The sequence below is a fragment of the Thermoplasma sp. genome (assembly GCF_008709555.1).
GTDB lineage: Archaea > Thermoplasmatota > Thermoplasmata > Thermoplasmatales > Thermoplasmataceae > Thermoplasma.
The window spans coordinates 1-19,345 of record NZ_VYIJ01000011.1 but is presented as its reverse complement, the minus strand read 5'-3'; the positions used below and the strand labels follow the sequence as shown (position 1 = coordinate 19,345).

The following is a 19,345-nucleotide window of genomic DNA, read 5'->3' as shown; positions in this document are numbered from 1 at the left end:
AATTACTCTTCTTCTTCGTCTCTGTTTGACCGACCGTAGCCGCCACGCCTGAAGTTGTCTCTGCGTGGTCCGGAGCGGTGGAAATTGTTCTCGTATTCCTTTTCGCTTGCGTCGAAATCTTCGTTCACTTCTGTTACTTCCTCATCAGAAACACTTAATGAACCGTATTTGCCAACGTTGAGCCTTATGTGACCCCTTACGAGAGAAACATATCCGTTCCCTATGGCTAGGGTCTCACCGGTTCTCGCCTGGCTTGCCTGATCGCCCCAAAGGGACAGTATAACCTTTCCCGTATCGTCTCCGATGGTTACTTCTGTTACAGATCTCTGGTCTCCAAACTTCGTTTGTATTGTTTTTGGTTCTCCAACAGACAAAACCTTTCCAACCACATTCACTCTCCTTGAGGAGGGTGTTAGATCCTTTATCTTCGTTATATCTTCCATACTACTTACTATCCTGTCTCTAGAACGTCTCTAGAAAGACCATCCACTCATTTCATATCTCTATTTAAAGATTCTGGTTATGCTCTCTCACATTCTAAATAATCAGTGGCGCTTGATTCTTTAATTCTACAGGCAATTGGCGATTGTATGATACATCCAGATTTTATTCAGTTCATTGTTAAATGATGTAGATCATATTGGCCACGCATAAAAATATAAAATAGGAACACGCGTACACAGATTCACACAGGCAATTTTATGCCTGTAGCCCCTTCTCATATTGCCGCTCGTATTCCGAGGGCAGCTCCTCTATGGTTTTTATTGGTACATTCTTCCTGAGGAAATTCCAGAGGTAAACATCTATATCGACACCTATACCAGTCAGATATTGATTCATCCTGCGTTCGAGATCACAGCCCTTCGTATCGAGATCGGTAAGAAGTATGATCCTCCTGTACTTTCTGGCTATGGTATCAGAGAACTCTATCAGGGACGTCCCTCTGTTAAGAATAAGAATCTCACCATTGAATCTAAGCCTCCTGAGTGATTTCAGATCGTTTCGACCCTCCACAACTATGGGAATGCTTATATTCTTTACTCTATACTTTTCTATGAGCTCCAGAAATCTGTTTCTGGCAGACGTGATTGCACATCTTCCGTTCTTATTTAAAGATTGTGTTCATTGCTAATCATTAACATTTATATATGAATATTCGTTATATTAAGTAAGGTGAGTATGCAGTATATGAATACATGCATTTCTGAGCTGTCTGTGGTATGGGTAGAGATGTGCGAGGGGCATATGTGTGGGCTTGTCTAGGAGGTGTTTGGAGACGTCCATAGACAGGTATGATTATTACCTGAAGCTGATACTTAACAGCTCTGTGGGAGAATATCCGTATATAATGGACGAATATCAGAATGACAGAGATATCAGTGAGTCTGAGGCCGAATCTCTGGACAGGATCGTTATAAAGTACATGGGCAACTACAGGAAAACGGATGTGAAGATCATAAACGTCGAGACTGGTATGGAGGAGACGGCTCCGCTTACGATGATCGATGATTTCGGAGGAAACGCGATTTACGGTGGAGAGATCTCCATGTTCGGACTATTGTGGAAAATATATTCGCCACCACAGTACTATGAGAGGCCTGTTGTCAATAAATGGTATTACAACGAGAAGGTGGCGTCAATACTTAACGAGACTCTTCGTGAGGCTGTTCCCGGCAAGATAAAGAACTACTTTGACATACCACCGTGGGTATTCAGCACAAGATATCAGAACATATCAAGATATGTTCCAATCTACGATATAATAATGGATGCCATAAACAGGTCTATAATACCTGGCTGGTACTATCTTTCAAAGGCTGGTCTGAACCAAGAATTCATTGAGGCTATAAGGAACAGGACTTTTCAGCTCTGAGATTGATAAATAATATCTATCATTGAAAATATCTTGATTTAAATACATATTTTAAGATTGAAAATCAGATTATTGATCATCGCAAGTATAGGATATTGCAAATATTTAATATTTTAATTCTAATAAATATAGTTTAATATGATTAATTTAAATATGGTTCTTCACACTTTTATGTGGGTAATTTTCGATCAGGATGCATCGCCAAAACGCCTTACAGATATGTTGGCAGTGTAACCAAGGATGATTAGTACAGGGATTTCAAACGTTTTATTAAATATCCACTGTTATCTGAGGCTATCTCAACATTATTGCCAGGTGGACCCACATGAAAGTCCGATGACCCTTAAATATTAAAAATAAAAACATTTTTCCGAGAGTTGCGATTATCATCTATGGATCTTAAAAGCTTGTTCTATCCTGAATCAGTAGCCGTGATTGGTGCGTCTGCTGATAAGACGAAGATTGGTTATCAGATAGTGAGGAATCTCAAGGAAGGCGGATATCAGGGTAAGGTTTACCCTGTTAACCGTAAGGGCGGAAACATCTTAGGTTACACGGTTTATCCAAGCATTGGAGATGTGCCGGACAAGGTAGACCTTGCGATAATATCGGTACCTGCAGAACACACACCTGAAGCGGCAGAAGAATGCGGAAAAAAAGGAGTTTTTGGTATCATAGTCGTTGCATCAGGCTTCTCAGAGGTTGGAAGGAAGGATCTTGAGGATGATCTCGTTGCTGTATGCAAAAAATACAACATGAGGCTACTTGGCCCTAACGTGGTCGGCCTGATGAACAATGTTCTCAAGCTGAACGCGTCATTTGCACCATATCTGCCATATCCAGGAACAATAGGGATGGTGTCACAGAGCGGTGCACTGATAGTCGGCCTGGATGCGATGACATGGAGCAACAAGACCGGCACAAGTTTCCTAATAAGCATAGGGAACATGGCGGATCTTGACTTTTCCGATCTGGTCTCATTCCTTGCCGATGACCAGAATGTATCGTGCATATCCCTCTATACAGAGGGCCTCAAGGCAGGCAGGAGATTCATAGACACCGCCAGAGCAATAAAGAAGCCAATAGTAATGCTTAAGTCTGGGATATCCAAGCATGGTTCGGTTGCAGCAGCTTCCCACACGGGATCACTGGCCGGATCTCACCGTGTATACGATGGTGCTCTTAAACAGGCGGGAGTTGTCCGTGCAAATTCCATAGAGGAGCTGTTTGATCTTTCCCTTACGCTATCACTGCAGCCATCAATGACGGGAGACAACCTTATGGTTGTGACAAACGGCGGAGGCATTGGGGTCCTGGCCACGGATCAGGCCGAACTCTCAGGGATACCGCTGCAGACTCCATCGGACGATCTTCAGGCAAAGATAAGGCAGGTCATACCGTCGTTCGGTAGCACAAAGAATCCCATAGACATGAGCGCAATGGCTACCCCTGAGATCTATGCGGACACGATAAAAACCGTGATGGAAGATGAGAGCGTCGACGGACTTGTGGTGCTATACTGCGAGGTTGCGAACCTGGATCCTTCTGACGCCGCAAAGGGCATAATAAACGGCGTTCTGTCATCAAACAGGAAGATACCTGTTGTCGCTGGTTTTATCGGCGGAGAACATTCGAAGAATGCTGGGCTTTACCTTATAAAGAATGGAATACCCACGTTCGACTCGCCCGACAAAGCTGTTAAGGCCATGGCTGCACTAAGAAACCACAAGAGGATGAATGATCTCATCTGCCTTGGCCCGGCAAGACCAAAGGATCTGAAACGTGACGGAGTCGGAGACAAACTTAAGAAATACGCAGAGGCTGGAATAAAGAGCCTGAATGAACTAGAATCCAAGGAGATATTCGAATCCTACGGAATAAAGGTTAACAGGACAGAGCTTGCCAGAAGCAGGGATGAACTTAAAACTCTTCTGAAGGACTTCAAGTATCCAGTCGTACTGAAGATACAGAGCCCAGACATAGTACACAAGACCGATGTCGGTGGTGTCATAGTGAACGTCAAAAGCGATGACGAGGCTCTCAAGGCATACGACACAATAATATCAAATGTGAAGGCAAACGCCCCACAGGCAAAGATCGATGGCGTCGTGGTGGAAGAGATGTTCAAGGGTGATCTGGAGACCATCATAGGAACGGTAAATGATCCCACGTTTGGACCCACCGTGATGTTCGGGCTGGGTGGCACTGCGGTAGAGGTTCTTGAAGATGTATCGTTCAGGGTTGCGCCTGTCTGCGAAAAGGAAGCCTATGACATGATAAGGGACACGGTTGCAGGAAAGATGATGCAGAAGTTCAGAGGCAGGGGTCCTTTAAATGTGGACGCAGTTGTCGATCAGATAGTGAGGTTCTCATGGCTTGCGTATGACCATCCGGAGATAAAGGGCATAGACGCAAATCCTATGATCGTCAGTGAGGATGGCGCGATAGTGGTTGATGCAAGGATAATGCTATAAAAATTTGAAGGATCAGCGATAAATGCTGATCCTGTGGTCTTTTTTGGCTTTTATTTGATCAGTTCTTTTCGTCTTCTATTCTGTGCGATAGTTCTCCGATGCCGCTTACGCTGATCGATACCGTATCGCCATCTGAAAGATACCTGGCAGCTGTGAAGGCGGCAACGCCGGCTGGTGTACCCGTGGTTATGAGGTCGCCAGGTTCCAGCGTTATGGTTTGCGATACCGTTGATATCAGCTGTGCCACGCTGAATACCATATCATCCGTTGTTCCAGACTGACGCAGCTCACCGTTGACTCGGGTCTCAATCTTCAGGGGAAACTTCACTTCATCCCTCGTCACTATGTACGGACCTACAGGAAGGGCATCATCGAACGCCTTTCCCTGCACCCAGTTGTAACCGTATGGATGCATCTCTGGAAACTGGTGATCCCTTGCACTCACATCATCAACTATGGTGAAACCGAAGATGTGATCCTCTGCTTCTTCTACAGAAATTCTCTTGCCTCTTTTTCCGATCACTATTCCTATCTCGCCTTCATAATCCAGCTTTTCTATCTCCTTTGGCCTGTGCACTGCGCCGTTATGAGCAACAAGCGCATTTGAGAACTTGGTGAAGAAATATGGCTTTGGCGGAAATTTTGTCTCTGATTCCTCCGAATGCGAACGGAAATTCACCGCGGGAAGGAAAATCTTGCCTGGATTCACAGCAGGTAAATAGACGATCTCACCATCATAGCCCCTGGAGGATATATCTTTCCCATACGAGGCTATGAACTCATTTATGTTGGATATCCCGTCTATCAACCTGATCTCGTTTCCATCAACGGTGAATAGCCGCTCTGTTCCGTCAACTTTGCATCGTCCAACCTTCATAGATCCGCATGCTTATACCGGATAATTCATTATCGATTTCTTAATGGAAAAATAATAGTAGAATACTGGAATTGGAGATCGATGGCTTCTAACATAAGGATAATCTTTTACGGTACCGGTGGCAGCTGGCCAACACCATTACGTGCTATGCCTGGTGTTGGCGTGAAGGTGGATGACGTTCTGAATCTCTTCGACTGCGGGGAGGGTACGCAGAGGCAGATAATGAAGAGCTCAACCTCATTTATGGATATAGACAACATATTTATAACACACTTCCATGGTGATCATTTTCTAGGCATAATGGGCCTTGTGCAGAGCATGTCTTTCAACAATCGATCTAAGCCTCTGAACGTATTTGGACCGCAGGGGGCCATAAAGATCCTCTCAAACGCGTTGAACGTGGGTTATTACACCCTTCACTTCCCACTCAAGATATATGAACTTGAACCAGACAGGGCCTATGATATGGGAAAATTCGTCATAAGGACCCTGCTCAATGATCATCCCGTACCCGCCATATCATACAGCATAGAGGAAAAGGATCTTGTCAGGATAGACCCTGAAAAGGCCAAGGAGAAAAACATACCATCGAGGATCATTGAGAAAATACGTGAGAATGGAGTGTACACATACCGGGGGAATGAATACAGAATAGACGATATATCCGGCGGTATAAGAAAGGGGAGAAGAATAGTGTACACTGGTGATACTAGACCCATGGATCGAATGGTAGAGTTCGCCAGAGGTGCTGATGTCCTGATACATGACACAACTACAGATTCCAGCTTCGAGCCCATGGTAAACGAGTTTGGGCACACCTCGTCAAGACAGGCGGCCAGGATAGCCAAGCAGGCTGGAGTCGGAAGGCTCTTTCTATATCACTACAGCCCACGTATAACGGATACCTCAGTTCTCCTTCAGGATGCGAGAACAGAATTCGAAAATGTTTATGAAAGTAAGGATCTGATGGAATATGAAGTGAGGGTAAGGCGTGAGGGCGGGCGAGATCCAGATATGTAGAATTTAGCATTTAGTTAACTTTTCCATTATATTGAAACGTTATTCAAAATATTTAAATATTTTAGTATGATGCTAAACTATGATAATCAATCTGTGGAACCCAACCTACGAAGGAATATACGCCGCCATCTTGATATCGTATCTGCTTGGGATTGTTCATGGTATAACCCCTGATGAGCACACATGGCCCATAACATTTTCCTATGCCGTTGGGAGCTATTCCACCAAGGGTGGTGCCAAAGCCGGTCTACTGTTCTCCTCCGGATTCACCCTTGAGAGGGCAATAATGTCCGAGATAGCTGCACTCGCTCTTGCCAGTTTCATGCTCGTTCCATACTTCAACAGCATAGTTTACATCGTGGTTGGCCTTGTGATGGCTCTGAGTGGGTTCTACATAGCAAACAAACTCAAGTATCCTCACGTACACATCATAGAGGAATCTATCTACCATCTCTTTGGCATACACAAGGGCCACGAGGAGAAGGAGAAGATGGAGCTTGAGCACATGGAGAATCCCATAATGACGAAGGTAGATGGGGAGTACAGGCCAATTCCGTTGAAGCTGGCCTTTGTACATGGCCTCATCGCTGGGTTCGGTTTCGGAGCCTTCGCGCTCATCATATATTTCGTCATAGCTCCCAACATGCCCATATACCTCGGCTTCGTTCCAGGCCTCATGTTCGGCCTTGGAACCATGACTATGCAGGTCCTGGCAGGGACGGCATTCGGGCTGTGGCTAACGAACAAGAAGAACCTCACTGTGAAGGGCATAGCGTATGTTGCAAGAGGCATAAGCCACTTCGTGCTCTCATACGGTGGTCTGGTCTTCGTGATAGCTGGAGTAGCAACGCTGATCTTCCCTGCCCTCTGGGATTACCAGTTAATCACAGGGATCAAGATACACAACCTGGACACCATAGGCCTACCGTTTTTCCTTGTCGTAATATCCGTAGTCGTTCTTGGCTACATAGGGTACAGGATAAATCTCAAGAGGGCGATAGAGCTTGATTACGTTGCCAAGAGCGATAAGTCAACTGAAACAACGAAGGCAGGATCCTGAAACGTTGGCAATCTTTAACTACTTTCTGGTGATTTGCAGCTATGTACAAGGGTATCATAACGCCCATGATAACACCCATGGGCGCCAATGGCGATATAGATTACAGTGCAACTGAAATTCTCATCGATGAACTTGCGAGCTTTGGCGTTGATGGCCTCTTCCCCATGGGATCGACCGGCCTGTTTCCAATGTTCAGTAAGGAAGAAAAAAAGAAATTCCTGAGTTTTGTCAGGGATCATTCTAAGAAGATGGAGGTATATGCCGGCGTTGGATCCTCATCAACTCAGGAATCTGTAGAGCTTTCGAAATACACCGAGGATATAGGCATAAAGGTAAGGGTGCTGATGCCAACATACTATATCAAACCAGACGAAGACTGGATGTACAAGCACTTTTCCACCGTGATATCGGCTGCATCAAACGATCTGTTCATATACAACATACCGCAGCTCTCTGGATCATGGATCAGCGAGAGCCTCCTGGAAAAACTTTCAAGAGAGTTCTCGAACGTGAAGGGCATAAAGGACAGCTCCGGCGACATGCGATTCTTCTCAAGGATAATCCGACACAAGAGCCAGAAATTTGACATATTCCAGGGACAGGATGATCTGCTGTTTCTGTCCCTTTCCATAGGTGCCAGCGGCGGAGTCTGCGGCCTCTCAAATATATCACCATACATAACAGACCTGTACCGGGAGTTCATTGCAGGGAATGCAGGAAAGGCAAAAGAGATACAGTTGAACCAGGTCAACCCATTGATGTACACCATAAATGAAGCGACATTTCCGTCAGGTTATTATTATGCTTTCTACAAGATAAACAATATAAAGGGCGGGTACAGGATACCGATGCTTGAACCAACGCCGGATCAGAAGAGGAAGATAGACCAGGAGATAGCAAAGATTCCGGCTAAAAAATAATATTCCAATTACGCATTTTTTATAAATTTTACGAATATCGTCTAAAATCTCCCGGCGTGTACTATGCACTGAAAGATTTATATCCCCTGATAGTTTGTTCCTCTAATGGAATTCCAGAAGTTCAGGACGATGCACTTCCCCAGGGATGTGTATATAGGGCATGACGTGCTCGATCACATCGTTGACGTTGTTGGGGAAAACTGCAGGAATAGAAATGCGATTATCGTATCAGGGGATATAACCTACGAACTTGCTGGAAGAAAGGTCCATGATCTCCTTGAAACGTATGGCTATGAAGTTCGAGCCTTTCTAGTAGGAAATGCCAATTATGATACCTTAGAAAAACTTGAATCCGAATCACTCGATTTTCAGGCAGGCATAGTGATAGGTGTTGGTGGTGGGGCGAAGATAGATCTGGCAAAGAAACTCGCGTTCGACAGGAAACTTCCTTTTGTGAGCGTTCCGACCGCACCAAGCCATGATGGCATAGCATCACCAAGGGCATCGCTCAGGAGAAATGGGGTATCCTATTCAGAAGAAGGCGCAATGCCCATAGGAGTAATCGCTGACACTGCAGTTATGATAAAGGCCCCTTACAGATACCTGGCAGCTGGTGCAGCAGATGTCATATCCAACCTCAGCGCGGTCAAGGACTGGAAGCTGGCACACAGGCTCAAGGGCGAGGAGTTCAGCTCCAGCGCCGCGGCCATGTCAGAGTATTCAGCACAGGAGGTTCTTTCCCAGATAAACGAAATAAAGAAGTACGAGGAATCCTCTGTATGGCTTGTCACGAAAAACATATTGGCCTCCGGGACGGCCATGGCCATCGCTGGGAATTCTAGACCTGGGAGTGGAAGCGAGCATCTGTTTGCCCATGCTCTGGAGGCGGCTGGTGTAGAAAACATGCTCCATGGCGAGATGTGTGCCATGGGTACGGTCATTTCCATGTATCTGCACGATGAGAACTGGCAGCAGATAAAAGAGGCTTTTGATACTTTAGGGATATCCATAAGAACCAGAGACTACGGTATAAATGATGAGACGGTGATAAACGCGTTGAGAACCGCACACTCCATAAGACCAGAAAGATACACAATTCTGGGTGAGAGCGATATGTCTTACGATGCAGCTGTTAAGGCCCTGGAACTTACTGGAATAATATGAGGTGAGAACTCTGCCAAAGATAAGCCTTATAGGTAGCAACATAGCAAAAGAGGGTCTTGAATTTGTTTTCGCCGGTCCTTTGGCGGCCTGCTCTGACTGCAGGGTAAAGAACGTATGCTTCAACCTTGAGCAGGGTCACAGGTACCGGGTGACGAAGGTCAGGGAACAGGTAAATCCCTGTATAATTTTCAGCGGTGACAAAGTTAATACTGTAGAGGTTGAGGAACTGGAAGACTACGTGAACGTTCAGGACAGCAAGAGAATACAGGAGGGTGCAATAATATCACTCAAATCTATGAACTGTGACTACATAACATGCCCAAACATAGAAAAATGCAACCTGCATTATTTCAAACCCGATTCAAAGGTTATGGTCAAGTCCATAGGAAAGGAGATAAGCTGTCCAAAAGGATACAAGATGAAGCAGGTTTCGATCACATACAAATAACCATTCAAAAGGCGAAGATAGGTTAATGGTTGCGACGTATCGTTCATATCGATCCGCTTATTTGTCATTATGTTGATGATACGATAGCAAAGCTATTATAGAGCTTTTTAATGTAGTTTTTACCAGATTTCTATGAAGTATACAAAATTTGAGAAGGCAAGGATTATTGGTGCAAGAGCTCTTCAGATTGCCATGGGTGCTCCTGTGATCATTGACGTCCCGAAAAACATAATAGATCCTGTTGACATAGCAATGCTCGAATTCGAAAATAATGTCATACCGATAACAATTAAAAAAGCTTCAAAAATTTTAAATTAAACTTTTGCGTTTTCCACGTCAAATTCACCTGCACTCTTAAGGATCTCTGGCTTCCTTCTTGAATAATACATAGTAACTATGAAGCCTCCCACAACTACCCAAAGTATAGTTATTATGAACGATGCGAAGTATGCATCGTTAACTGGATCCGGATTCGTTATCCACTTCGCCCAGATGTTTGACACCGTGAAATATATGACTATTAGCCCTATGATTGTCGCAACAGCTGGTGCCAGCGCATGCTTCAGGAATTCAAACCTGTCGATACGCTTCGTGTAATAGGTGAGAGACGTGTTCGCCATTATATGTACTATGATTATCGATATTCTCGTTCCTGCTTCAAGTATGAAGGCTGCGATCTTAGGCCCGAAATACAACCCCATAAGGACATCGAGCACAAAGGACGTGAGGCTCCAGACTATGATAGCCATATAAGGCGATCTGTATTTCGGATGCACTCTGGCCAGTGACTTTGGAAATATCACATTATCGCTGGCAGCCGAATACCACCATCTGCCAACCGCTGTTGCCTTGGACACACCGTTTGTGAGATAGCTGTTGACGGTGAATATTATCAGAAGTATGACGCCTATTGGGCCCAGATACTTGCCGAAAACAATTATTCCCGCATCAGGAGCGCTTGCAAATGATCCGATGTTGTTTATTCCCCATCCAACTGTCAAGGCGTACGTGGCCGGTATTATGGCTATGGCCGTCAGTATCATGGCGTAGAGTATGGATCTGCCTATGTTCTTCTTCGGATCCTTTATCTCTTCCGACACCGTTGTGACTATGCCTGTACCGGTGAAATCCAGTATTGAGAAGACTGCACCGAACATTATGGCGGAGAAACCCACACCAAGATTGCTGGGGAGCGTGAATGGCACAATCGAATTGTGCGGCCCAACCTTAAGTATTATGATTGCAGCTCCGATCACAAGGAACAATACTTCGGCAAGCCCTGCAACAGCGTTATATCCCAGTGAAGGCTTTATCCCAATGTATGTGACTATGGTTATGTAGGCCGTGAATGCACCGGCAAAGAGTATCCAGATGTATGGTATGGCCGTTATCCTTGGGGATATGAAAAATATAAATGATTAAAGCCCGAGTATACCGAAAGCTGCTCCCGTTATATCATAGTACATGAAGCTCAGCGCGGTAACAGGCCCCAGTTTACCGCCCTCTGTGGATCCTGCCGCAAAGGCATAGTAACTTCCCGCATTCGCCTTGTACTTCGAGAACTGATACGGTGTAACCATAAATATGGCATAGACGAACCATCCAAAGATCACAGAAAGTATCGTCCTAGAACCGGCAATGGAGAATGTGGCGACGAGCAGTATCGCGATATCAGCAGCAGGATCCACCTGTCCCATCGACTGAAAGATGCCCTGCATTATGCCTATGGAGTTCCTTTTCAGTCCACTTCTTCTACGCACCATCTCTTAACCTCTTCAAAGTGGGATCGGCGAAAAAATCAACTTTGACGCCGGCCCTGTTTCTATATTACATTCATGTTATATAAACATAACTGAAATATTATGGGAATGCGTTATTCTTGTTGAATTATAAAGATAATATATCAATTATTTAATTTTGAAGATACGGCTTCGAGATCGATCTTCTCGAACGGGATCGAACCCCTGTGAACCGAAAACCCATGCATCTCATACAGATGGCTGTACGAACTATCAATACTGAACGGTATACCCAGTATATCCCATATCTTGATAGCCGACGACGGTATGTAAGGATACGCCATCACGGTCAGGAACTCGGTTATCTTCAGGGATAGGTAAAGATCGTGATTGAGCTTCTGCCTGTCATTCTTCACAGTTTTCCATGGTTCTGACCTGTTGAAAAATCCGTTTGCATATATCGCCAGATCCAGCCATCTTGACAGGGCCCGCTTCACATGCACACCTGAAAGGTCGTCAAGCCAGGATTCAAACGATCTTCGTGCATATTGGAATTCCTCATCACCATTGACATCAACAGGATCGAGGGTCAACCCGTATTTGTCTATGAAAGACACAATGCGGTACACCAGGTTTCCATATTTATCGATAAGATCCGAATTGACTGTACTGACAAGCTCTTCGAGGGAAAAATCTGAATCGCCGGTCTCCGGCAGTATCGATGCCACGTAATACCTCAGGTAATCTGCAGGAACGGCTTTCAGCAGATCGTCTACGCTGTAACCTATCCCCCTGCTCTTGGAAAACTGCTGCCCCTTGAACGTCAGGTATTCGTTGGCAGGTATATCGTATGGGAGGTTGAATCCACCATAACCCATCAGCATCGCTGGCCATATTAAGGCATGGAAGGGTATGTTATCCTTTCCGATGAAATAGTAGTTCCTAACCTCTGGATCGAAATAATACTCCTTCCAGAGGTCCGGATTGCCGATCCTCTTTGAGTATTCCCTGGCCCCTGTTATGTAGCCGATCAGAGCCTCAAACCAGACGTATATCCTCTTTGTATCGTATCCATCCAGAGGTATCCTGACGCCCCAGTCTATGTCCCTGGTGATCGGGCGTTTTTTCAACCCGCCGGAGATGAAATTCTGCGTGTATGCGAGTACGTTTGGTTTCCAGTAGGTCTTTGTGGAGATCCAGCTCTTGAGCTTCTCTTCGAGAAGATCCAGCCTCAGAAAGAAATGCTCTGTCTCCCTGAACTCCGGCGTCTCTCCGCTCAGTATGCATTTGGGATCTATAAGATCCTGTGGATCAAGCGTCCTGCCGCAGTTATCGCACTGATCGCCTCTCGCCTTAGGATAATGGCAGTAAGGGCATGTTCCTTCGATATAGCGGTCAGGCATGAACCTGCCTATCTTCCTGCAAAATGGAGCTATCATCGTTCCCTTCTCGATATATCCCTCGTTCAACAGTTTGAGGAAGAATTCCTGAGCGTTCTCCGAGTGCTCGGGCCATGTCGTCCTCATGAAGATGTCGAAATTTATATTCAGGTTCTCAAACGTCCTGAGATGCTCCTCGTAGTAAATATCTGCTATCTCCTTCGGAGACCTTCCCTCCTTCTCAGCCCTGACTGTTATCGGTGTACCATATTCATCGCTTCCAGAAACATACAGGACTTCATTCCCGATGAGCCTATTGTACCTCACAAAAACATCTGCACCCAGGTATGCTCCTGCTATGTGACCTATATGAAGGGGCCCGTTTGCATATGGAAGTGCGCAGTTGACAAGTATCCTGATCTGAACCACCTCACACTTAATTTATTTCTGATATTATTGATTTTCTAATATCCCTGAAAAAATGCATGCGGGATTTCAAATGTCAGTGACCGGATATCACATTCCTGATCCTCTCTTCAACGAAATCCCTACCGAGGTTGAAGAGGAAATAGCCAAGCCTTGGTCCTCTGTCCTTGCCTATGAATATTCTGTAAAAGAGCGTGAATACAGATTCCGGAGAAATTTTGAATTTTTCCGCGATCTCGTATACCTTATTATGTATAGACTCTGAGTTCCATGGCATGGCATCGATGTCCTTCATGAACTCCGCGAGGATCGCGCGATCATTATCATTCACTTCTACAGCATGATCAACCGGCAGGATCCTGAATTTCACGCTATCCGGTGCGTATCTTTCAAGCCATCTCTTTGCATACTCTATCTCCTTTCTGAAATCTGCCTCCACGAAATCTGAGGTTGCGCTCATCCTGACGGCTCTGAGTATCTCATCCTCAGTTCTGTATATCTGGACAAGAGTCACAAGATGCCTGAAGTCAACAGGATACGGTTTTCTGTCTCTGTTTACCAGCGAGTATTCGACCATGGCTGTCTGATCCTCATCGAGGCCCTTTCTGTTTCCAAAGTAGGCATCCTGAAGCTTTTCAAGCTCGTCTGCCAGCGCCAGTATGCCCATCCCTGGGTCGAAATCTATGTGTCTCCCCGGGTTTACACGGGCGATCATATAGCGGAGAAGATCGGGTGGTATAACCTCCATTATCTCGGACGCCGCTATGGCCAGACCGGTGGATGAATGCATCGCGCCCTTTCCCTTAAGTATTATGCGCTCGTATATCAGCGGAACCGGTGGATCGATGCCAAAGACCTCCCTGGCTATTCTCTTTCCTGTATCATACGAACCCCCGGGTGCGCCGTGGTCTTTGCCGAATGGCTCAACCGTGACCTTCAGGGCGAACCATTTCGCAGGCCATTCGACTCTCCATGGCATCTTTCCCTCAGCCCTTCTCACATCGGCAAAGCCATGATACCCGCATTTGCATACGTACTCTGCATAGGGATAGCTGTAGGATACCACAGTCGTTGTGTTTATTCTGCCGCATTTCTCGCACAGAGGCTCATACGGATAGAAATCGCCTTCTATCTTCCTTCCGGATACTGTTTCGAGTATTTCCTTTATCTTATCCCTATTATTTATCGCAATGTCGCATGCCTGAGCCAGCATCCCACTGTCGTAAAGGTCCGAGGTTTTTATGACACGTGCTGGTATATTGGCCTCCTTCATCACACGAACGAATGGATCGAGATAGTAATCTGAATACTTACCAGAACCCTCAGGAGCAGGTATATTTTTGAGAGGATATCCAACATATTTCTCATATTCCCTGCTCAGAAATGGATAGACCTTGCGAAGGGGATCCATATCATCGCACAGGTATATGAAATCAGCTTCGAGCTCCCTCTTCGCTATGGCCTTGTACAGGAGGTCACCTGTGAGTATCTCACGCATGTTGCCAATATGTATCGGACCAGATGGGGATATGCCGGTAGAGACCCGCTGGGGCCCAGATAGGTCCTTGACCAAAGCGTCTGCCCAGAACAACCTTATCACTGGCTGTGAATGAGAAGACAATAAATAATACTTTCATGCACCCCAGATCAGATGGCCGAGGGTGAATGTAAAAATGAAAATATAGATCGTATTTTTCAGGGAAGGTTCCTCAAGATTCAGGATCCTCCGATGACCTGAGTCCTTATGAGCGATCTCACAGGTACACCGTTCAGATCGTTGACGCTCATCTTCGAGGCCAGTAGGACGCATAGAACAGGCTTTCCTCCCTCCTTTGTTACGTCCGTTATAGTGCGTCTCATCGTTTCGCCGGTGCTGGCAACATCATCTATTATGACGACCCGCTTACCCTCAACCGATGCAAAGTTCGAGCTGAATACACCCTCTTTCCTGGCTGGATGCGGCCTGTAAACTATCAGCTCCTTATCCATGAGATACGAAACAAGGGTTGCGTAGGGTATGCCGTTTATTGCTATGCCAAGTATCGAATCCACCTCAAATGAATTCTTGTTCATCTCCTCTCTTATTATGTCACTCATTATCTCCGCTATGCTTATCATTCTAGATCCAAATACGCCCACGCTCCTCCAACCGATCTTGACGTCCTGCACCGCACCTTCCTTGAGGAATTCCTTGCTGAGAAGCCATGTGACAGTGTTAACCGAAAGGTGAAGTTCAGTCGAGATTTCCTTATCGCTCATACCCTTATTTTTCAGCTCAAGGGCCCTCTTATAGAGTTCTTCAATACTCTTCATATCAATACCTCATACCATTGCAGTATTCTAATATAGTTATTTAATTCTATTCTGACTATGAACTTTTTCATCTGCTGAAATCCATGCTGATGTTTTTCGTCTCTATTCCATAGATTGCCCATATGACGGTGGCTATGAATCCAACCGTCCACAGTATAAGATTGAACATTATGTACTGATCAAGCGAGAACGACGCGGTCGTGTATATGGACGCTATGTATGCCAGCATAGGAAAGATACGTACGAGACCGATCGAATAAGACCTATGTGCTGTTCTGAACAGTTCAGGTTCCAGTGTTGTTCTGGAAGCCCATGCGAACTCGGAAAACATCATGTTCATGAAGAGAAGCGGCAGGAACACGGTTGGATATGATATGTATCTGATCAGGGCCAGTATCAGAATCATCGTCACCATTCCACCAAAATATGAAAGCATGGAATAGCGCTTCCTTCCCATGTTGACAAGAAACATCGCTATGAATCCGGCCACTGATGCGCCAGCCATTGCATAAACTATGATCTCGCTGGTGAAATTGGGTTCGCTGGAGAAGTAGTAAGGGCCTATTATGTAGGCCATCAAACCGAAGGTAAGATACTGTGAAATACCTATTATACCGAGGAAAATGACCGTAAAGAGATAATTTGGCTCCCTCACCGATATTCCCTCATCTTCGACGCCGATCTCTCGCCTTATCTCATATGCATCTTCTTCTCTGCCCTTCTCCTTAAGCCACCTGAACGATTCAGGCACGCGAGACCTTGTGTATACTGCCAGAAAGACCGTGGCAACAGCCAGTATGAGGAAATAGATCTTTTGCGTATGGATGCTTGATGAGTAGAAATAGAGGAAGAGAAAAGCTATTACGAAGCTTCCCACATTGTTCATGTTTGGAACCAGGACCAGATACCTTCCACGGTTCTTCACAGGAACATCCTCTGCAATCAGCGAGAGTGCTGTTACCTCCTCACCACCGACGCCTATTTCAGCCAGGGCTATGCCGATTATAAGCGGGACGACTGAGTATGCAAAGTAGATTATGAATATACCAAGGAGATATAGAACGATTGTTGAAATGTATACAACTTTCCTGCCAAAGAGATCGGATAGCCTGCCAAGAGACAGATCTCCTATAAGCAGAAATATCGACGGAACCGCAAGAAATACTGCCTCATAAGTTCTGGGAAGCGATGATATGAATGGCCACTGTGTTGCCAGCGGGGCCACGCTCGCTATTATTCCCCATATGAACATTCCAGCAGAAGCAGATACAAGCAAATTTCTAAGGCTATATCCTCGGCCAGAATCTGGCCTCCCACCATCTCTCTTCATTTCGTTCATCATACGATTCCCTCCGCCGGTATTACCCGGATCAGGTTCCAGGGGTCGATCCACTTGGATCCTCTCAGCCCCGTCGGGAGCTCCCCCTCGCCTAATTCATGTTGGATCGCATCCAGATGGATAGGTTTTGCCTGCTCCACAGGATGGATCAAGCGATCGGCACGTATGTATTATATATACCTTTATCTACTTTTCGAGCTCTTTTCGGATAGAGATCCTATGCTGGCGTTTAAAAAATGAACTTTCATAGCTGCATTTCAGTATGCAAAAAAACTTACTTGAAAATCCTTTAGATACAAAAATATATGTAATAAAGCATAATATAAGCTATGAAATCGAGTGATGGGGATGAATGATAAGACCTGCAACTCAAAGGCGATCCAGGTGTGGCGCCTTTACGTTGATCTATGGAAACTCTGGTACAAAAAGGCGGAGAGGGACCTAAACAGCATAAACCTTTCAGTCACGGAGTTTACAATAATGAGGCAGCTCTCCGATAATGGCCCAATGTCAATGGCTACCATAGCAAGTGCCATAAATGTCACTCCAGGATGGGTCACTGGCGTGATAGATAAGATGGAAGATAAGGGCCTCGTTATGAGGAAGAGGGAAGAAACAGACAGAAGGATAATAAAGATATCACTTACGGATCATGGAAAAGAAGCCTATGAGGGGGCCAAAAAGAAACATTTTGACTTCATAGAGAGATCATTGGCCGGTCTTTCAGAATCGGATCTGGACACAGCAAATTATGTTCTCTCAAAAATGATGGATAGCATAAATTCCGTGGAGTAGATTCTTCTAAAGCCGGCCTACAGCCAGGTATCGTGATCGAGCGTTCCCTTTTTTCAAAGCTCACCAATCAATCATCCTTCCATACTGATCACAACAAGGCACGAAAGGTTTAATTTAGTGCAATTATTACCCTTCTATTCACGTTAAGTGTGCATGAGGGATTAGATGGCTGGCGAAAAAGCACAAAAGAAAGGAAAAGAAAAGTGGAAGGAGAAAACATGGTATACGGTAGAGTCTCCGCCATATCTTGGTTCCAAAGAGGTAACCGTGGCGCTGGGCGAAGATGCTGATTCAATGGTAAATAGGATCGTAGAGGTTCCCATATCGGATCTCACGGGGAACTTTAAAAAATCAAATGAAAAGGCGCTATTCAGGATCACAGGCTGTGAAGGAACAAAATGCAAGACGATATTTATCGGCCATTACATTGGCGATGATTACATAAGAAGGCTTGTGAGACGCAGAAAGGAGAGAATCGACATCATAGAAGATGTAAAAACTTCCGACGGCAGTATCATAACCGTTAAGATTGTCGTCGTAAGCGATGGCAAGCTCACAAATACAAAGAAGTCTGAGATCAGGAAGGCTCTCACGTCCTTCATAGTATCAAAGGGATCTCAACTGAGCTATGCCGATTTCGTGAGATATCTTATAGGCGATGACGCATACAATGACATGGTAGAGGCGACCAAGAACATATATCCGCTCAGAAAGATAGAGATAAGGAAATCAGAGCTTGTCTCTCTGTCTGGAGTGCAGGAACCGCAGAAGAATGAGCCTGCTCCGGGTGGAGAGGCCATAGCCCAGAACTGAATACGATGCCGGGGTGGCTCAGCTGGAGGAGCGCCGGACTCATAAGTTAAACTGAGAAATCCGGAGGTCTCGGGTTCGATCCCCGATCCCGGCATACTTCTAAAAGTTCAATGCTTTACACTTTCCGTAATTAATATCAATTGTTTTTAATTTAAACCTGAGCCATAATGATTGTATCATTGGTGGATGGTATACGCTCGATCTGAAAAATACACCGTATTAATTTCATACATCAGATAGATCATTGGCATGCATTGCAACCTTTCGCGCTTTACTAACTAGTTCTTTGTAAGCGCCTTGTATATAGATTCTAAAGCGTCGGCCTGCTTTTTATAACTATCCATAAGAATGGAGTCCTTGTACGAATCAATAGACTCTTTCCTCAGATCTTTCACATATTTTTTCAGTAGATCCATTATCATTTGTTCTCCGCGGAAGCATTCCTTGTTCTCTTTGTACAAATCCATGAAGAGATCGGCTTTTAAGCCTATCTTTTCGCCTGCCTCCCTCTGCTTGATGATGGTATCGAAAACTCTTCTCATGAGACTGGAAGGGTCATCACTGGAGAGACTGCATAATACGGAGACCAATTCCAATACGGTTTTATTAACATTCTTCCCATTCTGACTTCCAAGGAGATCCCGGAGTTATTCTTCGAACAATTTGAAGAGTGTATCCTTCAGACTTTCTAATTCTTGTGGATCA

18 protein-coding genes, 1 tRNA gene, 1 pseudogene and 1 riboswitch are annotated in these 19,345 nt (G+C 45.2%); of the genes and pseudogenes, 11 read left to right on the top strand and 9 right to left on the bottom strand.

Translation table 11 applies throughout. The features are described from left to right. Positions 1 to 2: 2 nt before the first annotated feature. On the bottom strand, positions 3 to 443 hold the full coding sequence (locus F6Q11_RS05220; protein WP_297026884.1) for a single-stranded DNA-binding protein: 441 nt from the start codon (positions 441 to 443) through the stop codon (positions 3 to 5). Positions 444 to 699: 256 nt separating this feature from the next. Continuing rightward, complete coding sequence (locus F6Q11_RS05215; RefSeq protein ID WP_297026882.1) at positions 700 to 1,014, bottom strand: toprim domain-containing protein; 315 nt, start codon at positions 1,012 to 1,014, stop codon at positions 700 to 702. A gap of 235 nt (positions 1,015 to 1,249) precedes the next feature. Between F6Q11_RS05215 and F6Q11_RS05210 the strand changes: the two genes are divergently transcribed. After that, positions 1,250 to 1,873 carry a hypothetical protein gene (locus F6Q11_RS05210; RefSeq protein ID WP_297026881.1) on the top strand — a complete coding sequence of 208 codons (624 nt, stop codon included), beginning with the start codon at positions 1,250 to 1,252 and terminating at the stop codon, positions 1,871 to 1,873. Positions 1,874 to 2,265: 392 nt separating this feature from the next. Further along, positions 2,266 to 4,347 carry an acetate--CoA ligase alpha subunit gene (gene acs / locus F6Q11_RS05205; protein WP_297026879.1) on the top strand — a complete coding sequence of 694 codons (2,082 nt, stop codon included), beginning with the start codon at positions 2,266 to 2,268 and terminating at the stop codon, positions 4,345 to 4,347. 58 nt (positions 4,348 to 4,405) lie between these two features. On the opposite strand, the gene F6Q11_RS05200 is transcribed toward acs, so the two are convergent. Beyond that, entirely contained in the window at positions 4,406 to 5,224 is an 819-nt protein-coding gene (locus F6Q11_RS05200) for a fumarylacetoacetate hydrolase family protein (RefSeq protein ID WP_297026877.1), read from the bottom strand. Positions 5,225 to 5,305: 81 nt separating this feature from the next. On the opposite strand from F6Q11_RS05200, the gene rnz reads away from it, so the two are divergent. The 6 genes from rnz (at position 5,306) to F6Q11_RS05170 (ending at position 10,154) form a co-directional block, all read left to right on the top strand. Next, entirely contained in the window at positions 5,306 to 6,244 is a 939-nt protein-coding gene (gene rnz, locus F6Q11_RS05195; RefSeq protein WP_297026873.1) for a ribonuclease Z, read from the top strand. Positions 6,245 to 6,323: 79 nt separating this feature from the next. Next, positions 6,324 to 7,304, top strand: coding sequence for a hypothetical protein (locus F6Q11_RS05190; RefSeq protein WP_297026872.1), 981 nt, complete (start codon positions 6,324 to 6,326; stop codon positions 7,302 to 7,304). Positions 7,305 to 7,345: 41 nt separating this feature from the next. Then, positions 7,346 to 8,224, top strand: a complete 879-nt coding sequence (locus F6Q11_RS05185) for a dihydrodipicolinate synthase family protein (RefSeq protein ID WP_297026870.1) — start codon at positions 7,346 to 7,348, stop codon at positions 8,222 to 8,224. Between the two features lie 105 nt (positions 8,225 to 8,329). After that, positions 8,330 to 9,388: an NAD(P)-dependent glycerol-1-phosphate dehydrogenase gene (locus F6Q11_RS05180; RefSeq protein WP_297026868.1), complete on the top strand. Its 1,059-nt coding sequence runs from the start codon at positions 8,330 to 8,332 to the stop codon at positions 9,386 to 9,388. A gap of 1 nt (position 9,389) precedes the next feature. Further along, complete coding sequence (locus F6Q11_RS05175; RefSeq protein ID WP_297026864.1) at positions 9,390 to 9,836, top strand: UPF0179 family protein; 447 nt, start codon at positions 9,390 to 9,392, stop codon at positions 9,834 to 9,836. Between the two features lie 132 nt (positions 9,837 to 9,968). Continuing rightward, complete coding sequence (locus F6Q11_RS05170; protein WP_010901567.1) at positions 9,969 to 10,154, top strand: DNA-directed RNA polymerase subunit K; 186 nt, start codon at positions 9,969 to 9,971, stop codon at positions 10,152 to 10,154. Here the strand turns inward: F6Q11_RS05170 and F6Q11_RS05165 are convergent. The 5 genes and pseudogenes from F6Q11_RS05165 to F6Q11_RS05145 form a co-directional block, all read right to left on the bottom strand. Continuing rightward, positions 10,151 to 11,533: pseudogene (locus tag F6Q11_RS05165) on the bottom strand (amino acid permease). The gene F6Q11_RS05170 and the pseudogene F6Q11_RS05165 overlap by 4 nt on opposite strands. A gap of 206 nt (positions 11,534 to 11,739) precedes the next feature. Next, entirely contained in the window at positions 11,740 to 13,383 is a 1,644-nt protein-coding gene (metG, locus tag F6Q11_RS05160) for a methionine--tRNA ligase (protein WP_297026862.1), read from the bottom strand. A 73-nt stretch (positions 13,384 to 13,456) separates the two neighbouring features. Beyond that, positions 13,457 to 14,980: a lysine--tRNA ligase gene (gene lysS, locus F6Q11_RS05155; RefSeq protein ID WP_297026860.1), complete on the bottom strand. Its 1,524-nt coding sequence runs from the start codon at positions 14,978 to 14,980 to the stop codon at positions 13,457 to 13,459. Positions 14,981 to 15,096: 116 nt separating this feature from the next. Next, on the bottom strand, positions 15,097 to 15,693 hold the full coding sequence (locus F6Q11_RS05150; protein ID WP_297026858.1) for an orotate phosphoribosyltransferase-like protein: 597 nt from the start codon (positions 15,691 to 15,693) through the stop codon (positions 15,097 to 15,099). Between the two features lie 67 nt (positions 15,694 to 15,760). Continuing rightward, on the bottom strand, positions 15,761 to 17,035 hold the full coding sequence (locus F6Q11_RS05145) for an MFS transporter (protein WP_297026856.1): 1,275 nt from the start codon (positions 17,033 to 17,035) through the stop codon (positions 15,761 to 15,763). Then, a riboswitch (TPP riboswitch) is annotated at positions 17,023 to 17,129 on the bottom strand. It overlaps the preceding gene by 13 nt. 251 nt (positions 17,130 to 17,380) lie before the next feature. On the opposite strand from F6Q11_RS05145, the gene F6Q11_RS05140 reads away from it, so the two are divergent. The 3 genes from F6Q11_RS05140 (at position 17,381) to F6Q11_RS05130 (ending at position 18,734) form a co-directional block, all read left to right on the top strand. Beyond that, on the top strand, positions 17,381 to 17,827 hold the full coding sequence (locus tag F6Q11_RS05140) for a MarR family winged helix-turn-helix transcriptional regulator (RefSeq protein ID WP_297026854.1): 447 nt from the start codon (positions 17,381 to 17,383) through the stop codon (positions 17,825 to 17,827). 165 nt (positions 17,828 to 17,992) lie between these two features. Continuing rightward, positions 17,993 to 18,640 carry a 30S ribosomal protein S3ae gene (locus F6Q11_RS05135; protein ID WP_297026852.1) on the top strand — a complete coding sequence of 216 codons (648 nt, stop codon included), beginning with the start codon at positions 17,993 to 17,995 and terminating at the stop codon, positions 18,638 to 18,640. Between the two features lie 7 nt (positions 18,641 to 18,647). Beyond that, positions 18,648 to 18,734: transfer RNA gene (locus F6Q11_RS05130), tRNA-Met, on the top strand. 184 nt (positions 18,735 to 18,918) lie between these two features. On the opposite strand, the gene F6Q11_RS05125 is transcribed toward F6Q11_RS05130, so the two are convergent. Further along, the gene (locus tag F6Q11_RS05125) at positions 18,919 to 19,182 is read right to left on the bottom strand and encodes a hypothetical protein (RefSeq protein ID WP_297026850.1); all 264 of its coding nucleotides are present in this window, start codon (positions 19,180 to 19,182) and stop codon (positions 18,919 to 18,921) included. Between the last annotated feature and the right edge of the window lie 163 nt (positions 19,183 to 19,345).